The following is a 13,170-nucleotide window of genomic DNA, read 5'->3' on the forward strand; positions in this document are numbered from 1 at the left end:
CGAGCAGCTCGCCGGACGGCGAAATAGACGCGCCGAACGTTGGCAAAAACCAACGCCAAGCCCCGTCCATACTGGGTTTCAGCCATCGGTCAGGGATCGCCGAGGAGAAAAATTGCGATTTCCTTGCGATATCGGCCCCGGAACCGTGGAAATCTTCGAAACCCTTGTCCTGATTGGGTTTGCGCTGCGCTATCATAGCAAGCGCCGCGAAGGGAGCGGCGGCACGGCCGCCTGGCGTCATCGCCCGGTGCTCAGGTCCGGAGGGGATCCGGAGCCGCAGCTGCTCGACGGCGCGGCGCGCGCACGTATAGAATCGGCGCGTTCGCGCTGTTCGTGTCAACCTAAACTCAGAAAGGAACCTTAATGAACAAACAGGAACTGATCGACGCCGTCGCTGGACAGACGGGCGCCAGCAAGGCTCAAACCGGTGAAACGCTGGACACGTTGCTTGAAGTGATCAAGAAGTCTGTGTCGAAGGGTGACGCGGTCCAGCTGATCGGCTTCGGCAGCTTCGGTTCGGGCAAGCGCGCAGCACGTACGGGTCGTAACCCCAAGACCGGCGAAACTATCAAGATCCCGGCCGCCAAGACCGTCAAGTTCACGGCTGGTAAGGCGTTCAAGGACGCCGTCAACAAGCGCTAAGCAGATTACTGCCCAGCAGTTGACACCCGCCGACGGCGGGTTTTTTTTCGTCCAATGGTTTTGCGATGCAGCGTGGCGCGCGGGTCGAGCGACGATGGGCGTCGTGCTTGAACCCGCGGGTGGCGTTAAGTCGCTCAGTCGTGACGGTGCACGATCTGGCCATGGCCATGGCCGTCATGGCTGTCGTGACCGCAATGATCGCAGTCGCCGTCGTGATCGTGATCGTGGTCGTGATCGTGTCCATGGCTATGACCGTGATGTTCGTGGTCATGCTCGTCTTCATCGAAGTCCCACGCCGGGAACGGGTCGGCGAACTGTTGCCAGCCTTGCGGTCCCAACGCGTATTCCTCGTCGGTCAACAGGCAGGCGTCGAACTTCGCGCTCCACACCGCCGGATCGATACCGACGCCGATCATCACCAGCTCCTGACGACGATCGCCGATGCTCAGATCGTCCGCATCGCCGTACCAGTCGGCGGCGATTTCGGCGGCCAGTTCGTCGTCGCCGTCCGGCCATTCGCTGCGGTCCTGGGCGGCCCACCACATGCCCGCCGGACCATGCCGGCAAGCGCCGCCCGCCTGAGACAGCGAACCGGCGATGTCATTGCGCGTCGCCAGCCAGAAGAAGCCCTTGCTGCGCAACACGCCCTGCCATTCCTGATGCAGCAGCGCCCACAGGCGTTCCGGATGAAACGGCCTGCGCGCCCGGTAAATGAAATTGCCGATACCGAACTCGTCCGCCTCACCGTGATGCGCGTGACCGTGCTCATGCTCATGGTCGTGTTCATGATTCAGCGACGCGAGCCAGCCCGGCGCGCTCGACGCTTCGTCGAAATCGAAACGGCCCGTGTTCAGCACCTCGGCGATCGGCACCGCGCCGAAGCGGCTGACCACCTGCTTCGCGCGCGGGTTGATGCGCGCGAGGATGCGTTGCAGACGCGTGAGGTCGTCGGCGCTGACGAGGTCGGCTTTGTTGACCACCAGCACGTCGCAGAACTCGATCTGCTCGATCAGCAATTCGACCAGCGTGCGATCGTCTTCCTCGGTCGCGGCGATTCCGCGCGCGGCGAGCGCGTCGGCGGAACCGTAGTCTCGCAGGAAGTTGAACGCGTCGACCACGGTCACCATCGTGTCGAGTCGCGCGACGTCGGATAGCGACGCGCCGTCGTCATCGACGAAGGTGAAGGTTTCGGCGATCGGCATCGGCTCGGCGACGCCGGTCGATTCGATCAGGATCGCGTCGAAGCGTCGTTCGCCCGCCAGGCGCTTGATCTCGACCAGCAGGTCGTCGCGCAGCGTGCAGCAGATGCAGCCGTTCGACAATTCGACCAGTTGTTCCTCGACATGCGAGAGCGCGGCGGCGTCGCGCACGAGGGTGGCGTCGATATTGACGGCGGCCAGATCATTGACGATCACCGCGACGCGCAAGCCGGCGCGATTCGCGAGGATGTGATTCAGGAGCGTGGTCTTGCCGGCACCCAGAAAACCGGAGAGCACGGTGACGGGCAATAGCGGCTGGTTCATCGCGGTACGGGAAACAAAGAGAGTGGAAGGCGTGCCGGGCGTGGGGTCGCATGACCGCGCGACCGCGTGGGCAGTCGCTTCGCGCCGGGCTGCACGAAGCCGCATTGTGCATCAAAACGGAAAACGGCCGGGCGGCGGGGTCGAGGCGCGAGCGCTTCGAGCCGATTGGTCCGCGAGCGAATCAACGTGACTCGACGTGACTCCACGCGAATCGGTATGAGGAAAAACCCATGGAGAATTCTGGAACCGCGCTCAGCGTGCCGCCGGCATCAGATTCCATTTGCGCAGGATCGCGGCAATCTGCATCGCATATTTGTCGCGCAGCGCCGGCGTTTCGGAGTGGTACGCGCCAACCGCCTGCCACGTGTTGCCGTATTTGTTCATCTGCCGCCGCAGATGCCACGCCGCTATATAGACGTTCTTGCACGGCTCCATCAGCGTGCCTTGCGAGATCCCGTACTGCGCCAATACCGGCAGATGAATCGAATTGATCTGCATCACGCCGTAATCGGTCGAACCATTGGCGTTCTTATGCTGGGCATCCGGGCGATTATGTGACTCTTGCCACGCGATTGCGCGCAAAATCAACGGGTTGACCTTCTGATACTTCGCGGCTTCGTCGAAACAGTCCGCGCGCGCCTGCCCTGCTGCAATCAGCACGGCGAGTCCCGCGACGACGGTGACGAAGGTTCGATTCATCGGTCAAGACGACTAATTAATGAGCAATCAGGCGCAAGGGTAAGGGTTGGTAAGGGCTTTCGTCGGCCATACTTCAGCCGCTGCCGGCCGCTGCGCCATGCTGGCCGGGCATCCGTCGCGCATCGGGGAAAACCCGTGTTGGCAAGCTTCCGCCAGCGACGCAATCGGCTCGTATCATACCGGCAGGTAGCCCGTCGTCAAGTTGGCTAACCGACATAAGCACTTGAAAAAACAAGGCGCTTGCATCTCAGGCCACGTCCCCCGCATGAGCTTTCATTTATGTGACGGTCATGAACGGGCTTTAGAGTATTCGCACGGGGCCGTTTCTTTTGTGACAAATCCGACATGAAAAACTGTTACTGTTCATTTTTTTCGGACATAGGGCGGTCGACGACCCGAGCGATGACTGCTCGCAAGGCGGCCAGGCAGACCGATAGGGCCCCGGCCTGTTCCCATGTCCGCAAAGCATGACCGTCGGCAGCACCGGCTGCCGGCATCGATACCACATTCCATGAGAAGAAATCGTATGGCTTTGCGTCGCGTCGCAACGGCGCTGCTGGTGGCTGGCTTGATCACCGCGCAGACAGCACAGGCACAGGTGACACTGAACTTCGTGAACGCTGACATCGACCAGGTGGCCAAGGCGATCGGCGCGGCAACCGGCAAAACGATCATCGTCGACCCGCGTGTCAAAGGGCAGTTGAACCTCGTGTCCGAAAACGCAGTGCCTGAGGATCAGGCGCTGAAGACCCTGCAATCCGCTTTGCGCATGCAGGGTTTCGCGCTGGTTCAGGACCACGGCGTATTGAAGGTCGTGCCCGAGGCCGACGCCAAGCTGCAAGGCGTGCCGACCTACGTCGGCAATGCGCCGGTCGCACGGGGCGACCAGGTGGTCACGCAGGTGTTCGTGCTCAAGAACGAGTCGGCCAACAATCTGTTGCCGGTGCTGCGTCCGCTGATCTCGCCGAACAACACCGTGGCGGCCTACCCGTCCAACAATACGATCGTCGTCACCGACTACGCCGACAACGTGCGGCGCATCGCGCAGATCATCGCGGGCGTGGATACGGCGGCGGGCCAGTCGGTGTCGGTCGTGCAGTTGAAGAATGCGAATGCGATCGACATCGCGCAGCAGATGAGCAAGATGCTCGACCCGGGCTCGATCGGCAGCACCGACGCGACGCTGAAGGTCCAGGTCACGGCCGATCCGCGCACCAACTCGCTCTTGATCCGCGCATCGAATGGCGCACGTCTGGCCGCCGCGAAGACGCTCGCGAAAGAGCTCGACGCGCCGACCACGATGCCCGGCAACATCCACGTCGTGCCGCTGCGCAATGCGGACGCGACCAAACTCGCGAAGACGCTGCGCGGCATGCTCGGCAAGGGCGATACCGGCTCGTCGGCGAGTTCGAACGACGCCAACTCGTTCAATCAGAACGGCAATAGCGGCGGTGGCGGCTTCGGCAGCAATTCGACCGGCAACTCCGGCACACCGCCGCTGCCGTCGGGCGGATTGGGCGGCGGCGGCTCGCTGGGCTCGTCCTCACTGGGTAGCGGCTCGGGTGGTTCGGGCGGTTACGGTGCCGGCGGCAACGGCAATTCCAGCGGCCTGCTCGGCGGCGACAAGGACAAGGACGACAACCAGCCGGGCGGCATGATCCAGGCTGATTCGGCCTCGAACTCGCTGATCATCACTGCGTCCGAACCGGTGTACCGCAATCTGCGCGCCGTGATCGACCAGCTCGACGCGCGCCGCGCCCAGGTTTATATCGAGGCGCTGATCGTCGAACTGAACTCGACCACCAACGCCAACCTCGGCATTCAGTGGCAGGTCGCGAACAGCTCGATCTATGCCGGCACGAACCTGACGACCGGCGGCGCCGGCAACAGCATCGTCAACCTGACGGGCGCGGCCGCGCTGGCCGCGGCAACCGGCGGGGCCGGCGCCGCCGGCCTGGCGAGCGCGCTCGGCAACAGTTCGACGGGTCTGCAGCAAGGTCTCAACGTCGGCTGGATCCGCAATATCTTCGGCGTGCAGGGTCTGGGCGCGCTGCTGCAGGCGCTGTCGCAAACGGCCGACGCCAACGTGCTGTCCACGCCTAACCTGATTACGCTCGACAACGAGGAAGCGAAGATCGTCGTCGGTACGAACGTGCCGATCCAGACGGGCTCGTATTCGAACCTGACGAGCTCGACCGCGAGTTCGGCGTTCAACACCTACGATCGCGTCGACGTCGGCCTGACGCTGCACATCAAACCGCAGATCACCGAAGGCGGCATTCTCAAGCTGCAGCTCTACACCGAAGATTCGGCGATCGTGAACGGCACGACCAACGTCACGACCAATCCGTCGGGTCCGGAATTCACCAAGCGTTCGATCCAGTCGACGGTGCTGGCCGACAACGGCGAAATCATCGTGCTTGGCGGCTTGATGCAGGACAACTACCAGGTCAGCAACAGCAAGGTGCCGCTGCTTGGCGACATCCCGTGGCTCGGGCAGTTGTTCCGTTCGGAACAGAAGACACGCCAGAAGACCAACCTGATGGTGTTCCTGCGCCCGGTGATCATCGGTGATCGCGCGACTGCGCAAGCCGTGACGGAGAACCGTTACGACTACATTCAGGGCGTCCAGGGCGCGTACAAGCAGGACAACCGGATCATCAAGGACAACGACGACCCGGTCGTGCCGCCGATGCCGCTTGGTCCGAGCCAGGGCGTTGCGCCGGCCGCGAATCTGTTCGATCTCGACCAGATGCGCCGTCAGCAGATGACGCGTCCGCCGGTCGTCCTACCTGCGCCCTTCAATGGTGGCGCGGTGCAGACGAATCCGGTGCCGGCTAACAATGGCGCGGTGCAGACCAACCCGGTGCCGATGAACAGCGGCGCGGTGCAAAGCAATCCGGTGCCGTCGAATAACGGCCCGCTGCTCAGCAGCCCGACGCCGTCCACCGCGGCGCCCGGAGTGAAGCCGTGAGCACGCCGTCCACGCCGCCGTCAGCTTCCGCGTCGCCGGCTGCGGCGCGTGCCGCAGCGTCGAGCCAGGCGCTGGCTGGCGCCGAACATGTCGAACGTGGCGCGCCCTCGCCGCTCGCCGCGCGTCTCGTGCCGTACGGCTTCGCGCGCAGCGGCCAGATTCTGGTCGCGCATCAGCATCCCGATAGCCTCGAAGTCTGGATCAGCGAACGCACCAGCGAAGCCGCGCTCGCCGAAGTGACGCGCAACTTCGGCGTGGTGTCGGTTGTGCGTCTGTCCGCCGACGAACTCGCGCAGGCGATCAACCAGGCGTACGCGCGCCAGGACGGCAGCGCCGCGCAGGTGGTCGGTGAGGTGGAAGGCGAAGTCGATCTGTCGCGCTTGATGCAGGACATTCCCGAAGTGGAAGACCTGCTGGAATCGGAAGACGACGCGCCGATCATTCGCATGATCAATGCGCTGCTCACGCAAGCAGCGCGCGAACAGGCGTCGGATATTCACATCGAGCCGTTCGAGAATGCGTCCGTGGTGCGTTTTCGCGTCGACGGTACGTTGCGCGACGTCGTGCGGCCGAAGAAAGCGCTGCACGGCGCGCTGATCTCGCGGATCAAGATCATGGCGCAGCTCGACATCGCCGAAAAGCGTCTGCCGCAGGACGGGCGGATCACGCTGCGCGTCGGCGGCCGTCCGGTGGATGTGCGGGTGTCGACGCTGCCGACCGGGCACGGCGAGCGCGCGGTGCTGCGTCTGCTGGAAAAAGACGCGTCGCGCCTGAATCTCGAAGCGCTCGGCATGGCTTCCGACACGCTGGTCAAGTTCGACAAGTTGATCGGCAAGCCGCACGGCATCGTGTTGGTGACGGGCCCGACCGGTTCGGGCAAGACCACCACGCTGTACGCGGCGATGTCGCGGCTCGAAACGGCGACCACCAACATCATGACGGTGGAAGACCCGATCGAATACGACCTGTCCGGCATTGGCCAGACCCAGGTCAACGAGCGGATCGGCATGACCTTCGCGCGCGCGTTGCGCTCCATTCTTCGGCAGGACCCGGACGTCATCATGATCGGTGAAATCCGCGACCTCGAAACCGCGCAGATCGCGGTGCAGGCATCGCTGACGGGCCACCTGGTGCTCGCGACGCTGCACACGAACGACGCGGCGTCCGCCGTCACGCGTTTGACCGACATGGGCGTCGAGCCGTATCTGCTGGCCTCGTCGCTGCTCGGCGTGCTCGCGCAGCGGCTGGTGCGGCGCCTATGCCCGGTGTGCCGCGAAGAGCGTACCGAGGAAGACGGCCGCGTGCGCTGGCATCCGGTGGGTTGCGACAAATGCGGCCAGTCCGGTTATGCGGGACGGCGCGGCGTGTACGAACTGCTGCTGATCGACGACGAGATCCGCTCGCTGGTTCACCGTAACGCCGCCGATGCGGAAATTCTCGCGACAGGCCGCGCGCAAGGTATGCGCACGCTGCGCGAAGACGCGGACCGTTGGCTCGAATCGGGGCTGACATCGCTTGAAGAAGTGATCCGCGTCACGGGCGGAGCATAAGCGCATGCCGGCATTTCGTTTCGAAGCGATCGACGCGGCAGGTAAAGCGCAAAAAGGCGTGCTCGACGCGGACAGCGCACGCGGCGCGCGGACCAATCTGCGCTCGCAGGGTTTGACGCCGCTGATCGTCGAACCGGCGGCGACGCGCACGCGTGGCGAGCGCAGTCAGCGTCTGTCGCTTGGGCGTCGTCTGTCGCAGCGCGAGCAGGCGATTCTCACGCGCCAGCTCGCCAGTCTGCTGATTGCCGGCCTGCCGCTCGACGAAGCGCTCGCCGTGCTGACCGAGCAATCGGAGCGCGACTACATTCGCGAGCTGATGGCGTCGATCCGCGCGGAAGTGCTCGGCGGCCATTCGCTCGCCAATGCGTTGACGCAGCATCCGAAAGACTTTCCCGAGATCTATCGCGCGCTGGTCGCGGCGGGTGAACATACCGGCAAGCTTGGCCTCGTGCTGTCGCGGCTTGCGGACTACATCGAGCAGCGCAACGCGTTGAAGCAGAAGATCGTGCTCGCGTTCACGTACCCGACCATCGTCACGATCATCGCGTTCGGCATCGTCACGTTTCTGTTGAGCTATGTGGTGCCGCAGGTGGTCAACGTGTTCGCCAGCACCAAGCAGCAACTGCCCTTCCTCACCATCATGATGATGGCGCTGTCCGGCTTCGTGCGGAGCTGGTGGTGGGCGGTGCTGATCGCTGTCGTCGTGATCGCGTACCTGGTGCGCTCGGTATTGAAACAGGCCGGCCCGCGACTCACGTTCGACCGCTGGCTACTCACCGCGCCGTTGCTCGGCAAACTCGTGCGCGGCTATAACACCGTGCGCTTCGCCAGCACGCTCGGCATTCTGACCGCGGCGGGCGTGCCGATTCTGCGCGCGCTGCAGGCGGCTGCCGAGACGCTCAGCAACAACGCGATGCGCGAGAACATCGATGATGCGATCGTGCGCGTGCGCGAAGGCACGTCGCTGTCGCGCGCGCTCGGCAATACGAAGACATTTCCGCCGGTGCTGGTGCATCTGATCCGCTCGGGCGAAGCGACCGGCGACGTGACGACCATGCTCGACCGCGCGGCCGATGGCGAAGCGCGCGAACTCGAACGTCGCACGATGTTCCTGACGAGCCTGCTCGAACCGTTGCTGATTCTGGCGATGGGGGGCGTGGTGCTGGTGATCGTGCTGGCGGTGATGCTGCCGATCATCGAGTTGAACAACCTGGTGCAGTGATCGCGCGAATCGCGCGAATCAAATGAATCGCGCGGTGATGAGAAGCACCGCCGCGGCCACCGTTGCAGTGGCCGCGTAATCAGCTGAAGCCGGGACGCAAAGCGATGCGCCTTGCTTCAGCGCACGTAGATCGTGGGACCGGCGGGGTTGGCGGGCAGAAATACTTCGGAATGCGCGCCATTGCGATTGATGATGATCGAGCGGGCGCGGACTTCGCCGAGCGTGGCGCCTTGCATCAGCGCGCTGCCGAGCGATACCGCATGCGGCGGTTCGCCGCCGACGCTGACGATGGCCGCAGCGCCTTCCCGCAAAGCGAGGATGCCGAACAGATGCACGTCCTGGTTGACGTTGCGCGTGAGCTGGCCGCCGAACAGCGTGGCAGCCTGGTCGGTAGACACCGGCGCACGCGCGGCGGCGGCGGCCAACGGCGCGCCGGACATCGTGCTGAGCGTGATGACCCAGTAGGTCAGCGTCGCGCAAAACACGGCGAACAGCGCGAGCGACAGAAGGCGGATTTGGATGGCGTTCATGCGTACATTGTACGGACTATTGTGAAAATTGCGTTGAGGGAAAGTGCCTGTTCCTGGCGCTTTGCGCGAGGTGGGCGAAAAGTTGAAGTAGTGCGCGGTTTTCTCGCAACCCTTCAACTGCGTAACATTAAAATGACCGGCCGGGCGTGTTCAATAGCAGCGTGAAGGTTGCTTCATGAATCCCGCCCTGTCGAAAAAATTCCACCTGATAAGAGGTAGCAAGCTATGCAACTGTCGACCACTCGCCGCACCGAAATCGCGGGTCAGCGCAGCCGTCGTCAACGTGGTTTCACGCTGATCGAAATCATGGTCGTGATCGCGATTCTCGGCATTCTCGCCGCGCTGATCGTGCCGAAGATCATGAGCCGTCCGGACGAAGCGCGGCGCGTCGCCGCCAAGCAGGACATCGGCACGATGATGCAGGCGTTGAAGCTCTATCGCCTCGACAACGGCCGCTATCCGACCCAGGAGCAGGGCCTGCGTGCGTTGATCGAAAAACCGAGCACGGACCCGGTGCCGAACAACTGGAAGGACGGCGGCTATCTCGAGCGTCTGCCGAACGATCCGTGGGGCAATTCGTACCAGTATCTGAATCCGGGCGTGCACGGCGAGATCGACGTGTTCAGTTACGGCGCCGACGGCAAACCGGGCGGTGAAGGCAACGACGCCGATATCGGTTCGTGGCAGTAATCCATTCGTCCCGAGAAGGTTTTCATGCAAGTCGGATCGTCCTGCACTGTCGTTCGTTCGGATCGATCCGGTCATGATCGCGCGCGCGTGACGCTGGGTGTTCGCGGTGTCCGCCGTGTTCGCATGCAGCGTCGCACGGCGGGTTTCACGCTGCTGGAGATGCTGGTGGTGCTCGTGATTGCGGGCTTGCTGGTGTCGTTGACCGCGTTGACGATGAACCGCAATCCGCGCACGGATCTGAACGAGGAAGCGCAGCGTCTCGCGTTGCTGTTCGAATCGGCGGGTGACGAAGCGCAGGTGCGCGCGCGGCCGATTGCGTGGCAGCCGGTGGACGGCGGTTTTCGTTTCGATCTGCGCACGGAGGATGGCTGGCGTCCGCTGCGTGACGATCTGCTGGGACCGCGTCGCTGGGAAGGCGGGGTGACGGGCGTGACGATCAACTATCCGGGTTCGGATACGCAGGCGAATCGCATGGTGTTCGGCACCGAGGCGATCGACACGCCGGTGCAGATCACGCTGTTTTCGGCGGTGGGACGCGCGACGATCGTCGGCACCGGCAACGGCCGCTATGAGGTGCACTGAGATGCGTCGTTGCAGGAACGGGATGATCGACAAAAAAGGCGGCAACGTCACGAACGGCCGCCGCGCGCAGCGCGCTTTCACGATGATCGAGGTGCTGGTGGCGCTGGCGATCATCGCGATTGCGTTGGCTGCGTCGTTGCGCGCGGTGGGCAGCCTTGCGAGTGGCGAGGCCGATTTGCACCGGCGTTTGCTGGCGGGCTGGAGTGCGGACAACACGCTGGCGCAATTGCATTTGACGCATGCGTGGCCGAATGTCGGCTCGACGAGTTTCGATTGTTCGCAGGGCAATTTGCAGTTGATGTGTACCGAGCAGGTGACGGCGACGCCGAATCCGGTGTTTCGTCGGGTGGAAGTGATGGTGACGACGCCGGGCGGCGCCGGCAATCTGGCGCAGATGGTGACGGTGGTCGCGAATGAAACGAACCGTTCGCTCTGAGCGCCGCCGGGATGGCGCGCGTGGTTTCACGCTGATCGAACTGCTGGTCGCGATTGCGATTCTGGCGGTGATTGCCGTGTTGTCGTGGCGGGGGCTGGACCAGATCATTCGCGGCCGGCAGACGATCACGAACGCGATGGAGGACGAGCGCGTATTTGCGCAGTTGTTCGACCAGATGCGGATCGATGTGCGGCAGGCCGCGACCGATGACGAAGCGGGTCAAGCCGCGGTGTCGGTATCGGGGAGCGTGTTGCAGGTCGTGAGGCACATGGTGGTGCCGGGGGCTGCGCCGCGTTTGCAGGTGGTGAGGTACCGGATTTCGGGCGGGCGCGTGGTTCGATATGCGTCGCCGCCGTTGGAGAATGTGGGGGAATTGCGGGGAGCGTTGCGCGGCAGCGAGGGAGAAGGCTGGAGTGCGGTGCCGTTGATGGGTGGGGTTGGCGCGATTACGGCGAGGCTGTATGTGCCCAAGGTCGGCTGGACCATTCAGATGAGCGATGTGCAGACGGCGATTACCGAGGCTGATAATAATCTCAAGGTGCCGCAGCTTGGCAGTGCACCGCTGCCGCGGTCTGTCACCGGGCTTGAGGTGAGTATTGGGGCTACGTCGTTGGCTAAGCCGGTGACGCGGGTTTTTCTCGTCGGAGAGTGAAATGAAGTTTTCTTTTTTGTCTCCGCGACGCTCTTGTGTGTTTTCTGGTCATTCTTTTGTTGGCCTTTCCTTGTTTTCGCGTCGGTCTATTTGTGTTCCCCCTGTGCGGGGGGGCACTTACTTTCTTTGCCGCGGCAAAGAAAGTAAGCAAAGAAAGCCGCTTCAAACCGCCAACATCAAAGCGGCACCCTCGCACAGCCCAAAAAGTGGCCACCCTCGCGAGCAGTTCCTCACACAGCAACCCACAGTGACATTGCAGTCATCCGCACCGCCGCTGGCATACCGCACCGACGAGCGCGCAGCGCGAGCCGGGAAGAATGACTGCCTTGTCACGGACGCGGAATGTGCGGTGGCACAGATTCCAGATGCACCACTGCCGAATGCAGACCACGGAACCCACTTAAGAGTTAGCGGTGTGAGCCGCTTTCTTTTGCCTACTTTTCTTTGCGGCTGGCAAAGAAAAGTAGGTGCCGCCCCGCACAGGGGCAACGCTAATAAACCAGAAGCAATTGAATCAAGAGCAAGAGCAAGAGCAAAAGCAAAAGCAAAAGCAAAAGCAAAAGCAAGAGCAACGATAACAGCAAAAACAAACCAGGCAAAACCGAAAAACCAAACCGGCGTAGCCATCATCAGCGCGCTGCTAGTCGTAGCCCTATCAGCAATCCTGGTCTCAGGCATGCTATGGCGCCAGCAAGTGCAAATCCGAAGGATAGAGAACCAGCGCCTCCTATCCCAAGCCCAATGGGTAGCGCGCGGCGCCTTAGACTGGACACGCCTGATCCTTCGCTCCGAAGGCGACACATCCGCGGGAATCACCTACTTAGGTGGCCTATGGGGCGTCCCCATCGCCAAAACACGCCTATCCGATTTCCTGGGCCAGATCGGCGAAGCCAAAAACTCCCAACAAGCCGCCGACACCCACCTGTCCGGCTCGATCGAAGACGCCCAAGCGAAATTCAATCTGAGAAATCTGGTCTCCAGCCCCGCCCCCGGCGTCTTGCAGATCAGCGCCGAACAAGTCGGCGCCTACCAGCGCCTGCTGGTTTCGCTGGGCATCAGCGGCGCGCTAGCCAAAGCGACCGCCGTGCAGGTGCGCTCGAGCCTGACCCAATCGGCGACCCGGTTCCAGACCATCACCTCGACGAACGGCACCGCCCCCACTCCGTCCCCGCAAGGCGGCGCGATCGGCGGCACCTTCACCGACAAACCCGGCATGGAAGACGGCAACGACAACATCACGCAGATGCCGTTGCAGATGACCAGCGTCGACTCGCTCCTCGACATCCCCGGCTACACGCCGGAAACCGTCGCGCGTCTGCGCCCCTTCGTCACCGTGCTGCCGACGGTGTCGGCCGTCAACATGAACACCGCCTCCGCCGAAGTGATCGCGGCCGTCATACCCAGCATGAGCGTGTCGTCCGCGCAGGCATTCGTCGCGCGTCGCCAGACGGTGTTCTTCCACAACATCAGCGACGTGCAACTCGCGCTGCAAGGCGCCGGCGCGCAGCAGGTCTCGATCGACCCGAATCAGCTCGACGTCACCACCAGCTATTTCCTCGTCCACGGCCGCGTTCAGCACGAACGTGCGGTCGTGGATCGCATCACCCTCGTCTATCGCGACCCGTTGACTCACACTACGCGTATCGTGCGAGTACAAGACCAATCATGAA

Annotated in this window: 12 protein-coding genes; 9 read left to right on the forward strand and 3 right to left on the reverse strand. The window is 63.0% G+C overall.

Going from position 1 to position 13,170, the window contains the following annotated elements:
• The first annotated feature begins 363 nt into the window (after positions 1 to 363).
• Positions 364 to 642: an HU family DNA-binding protein gene (locus LFL96_RS19420; RefSeq protein ID WP_006050811.1), complete on the forward strand. Its 279-nt coding sequence runs from the start codon at positions 364 to 366 to the stop codon at positions 640 to 642.
• 134 nt (positions 643 to 776) lie between these two features.
• On the opposite strand, the gene LFL96_RS19425 is transcribed toward LFL96_RS19420, so the two are convergent.
• Together LFL96_RS19425 and LFL96_RS19430 are read right to left on the reverse strand one after the other, a co-directional pair.
• The gene (locus LFL96_RS19425; protein WP_280996842.1) at positions 777 to 2,165 is read right to left on the reverse strand and encodes a GTP-binding protein; all 1,389 of its coding nucleotides are present in this window, start codon (positions 2,163 to 2,165) and stop codon (positions 777 to 779) included.
• 252 nt (positions 2,166 to 2,417) lie between these two features.
• Entirely contained in the window at positions 2,418 to 2,864 is a 447-nt protein-coding gene (locus LFL96_RS19430; RefSeq protein WP_280996843.1) for a lytic transglycosylase domain-containing protein, read from the reverse strand.
• A 526-nt stretch (positions 2,865 to 3,390) separates the two neighbouring features.
• Between LFL96_RS19430 and gspD the strand changes: the two genes are divergently transcribed.
• Genes gspD through gspF form a run of 3 tightly spaced genes read left to right on the forward strand, consistent with a single transcriptional unit; the run spans position 3,391 to position 8,610 of the window.
• On the forward strand, positions 3,391 to 5,838 hold the full coding sequence (gene gspD, locus LFL96_RS19435; RefSeq protein ID WP_280996844.1) for a type II secretion system secretin GspD: 2,448 nt from the start codon (positions 3,391 to 3,393) through the stop codon (positions 5,836 to 5,838).
• Complete coding sequence (gspE, locus tag LFL96_RS19440; protein WP_280996845.1) at positions 5,835 to 7,388, forward strand: type II secretion system ATPase GspE; 1,554 nt, start codon at positions 5,835 to 5,837, stop codon at positions 7,386 to 7,388. Before gspD ends, gspE begins: the two co-directional genes overlap by 4 nt.
• A 4-nt stretch (positions 7,389 to 7,392) precedes the next feature.
• Positions 7,393 to 8,610 carry a type II secretion system inner membrane protein GspF gene (gene gspF / locus LFL96_RS19445; protein ID WP_280996846.1) on the forward strand — a complete coding sequence of 406 codons (1,218 nt, stop codon included), beginning with the start codon at positions 7,393 to 7,395 and terminating at the stop codon, positions 8,608 to 8,610.
• Between the two features lie 116 nt (positions 8,611 to 8,726).
• Here the strand turns inward: gspF and LFL96_RS19450 are convergent, their stop codons facing one another.
• Positions 8,727 to 9,140 carry a general secretion pathway protein GspC gene (locus LFL96_RS19450; RefSeq protein ID WP_280996847.1) on the reverse strand — a complete coding sequence of 138 codons (414 nt, stop codon included), beginning with the start codon at positions 9,138 to 9,140 and terminating at the stop codon, positions 8,727 to 8,729.
• A gap of 225 nt (positions 9,141 to 9,365) precedes the next feature.
• Between LFL96_RS19450 and gspG the strand changes: the two genes are divergently transcribed.
• From gspG to gspK, 5 genes are all read left to right on the forward strand, one after another.
• A complete protein-coding gene (gene gspG / locus LFL96_RS19455) occupies positions 9,366 to 9,830 on the forward strand; it encodes a type II secretion system major pseudopilin GspG (RefSeq protein WP_280996848.1) in 465 nt (154 codons plus the stop codon).
• A 24-nt stretch (positions 9,831 to 9,854) separates the two neighbouring features.
• The gene (locus tag LFL96_RS19460; RefSeq protein ID WP_280996849.1) at positions 9,855 to 10,412 is read left to right on the forward strand and encodes a GspH/FimT family pseudopilin; all 558 of its coding nucleotides are present in this window, start codon (positions 9,855 to 9,857) and stop codon (positions 10,410 to 10,412) included.
• Positions 10,413 to 10,434: 22 nt separating this feature from the next.
• Positions 10,435 to 10,848 (forward strand): type II secretion system minor pseudopilin GspI, encoded by a 414-nt coding sequence (gene gspI / locus LFL96_RS19465; RefSeq protein ID WP_280996850.1) that lies wholly within the window; start codon positions 10,435 to 10,437, stop codon positions 10,846 to 10,848.
• Positions 10,826 to 11,500 carry a prepilin-type N-terminal cleavage/methylation domain-containing protein gene (locus LFL96_RS19470; RefSeq protein ID WP_280996851.1) on the forward strand — a complete coding sequence of 225 codons (675 nt, stop codon included), beginning with the start codon at positions 10,826 to 10,828 and terminating at the stop codon, positions 11,498 to 11,500. Before gspI ends, LFL96_RS19470 begins: the two co-directional genes overlap by 23 nt.
• Positions 11,501 to 12,074: 574 nt before the next feature.
• Positions 12,075 to 13,169, forward strand: coding sequence for a type II secretion system minor pseudopilin GspK (gene gspK, locus LFL96_RS19475; protein ID WP_281000838.1), 1,095 nt, complete (start codon positions 12,075 to 12,077; stop codon positions 13,167 to 13,169).
• The last annotated feature ends 1 nt before the right edge of the window (position 13,170 follow it).

It is taken from the genome of Paraburkholderia sp. D15 (assembly GCF_029910215.1).
Lineage (GTDB): Bacteria > Pseudomonadota > Gammaproteobacteria > Burkholderiales > Burkholderiaceae > Paraburkholderia.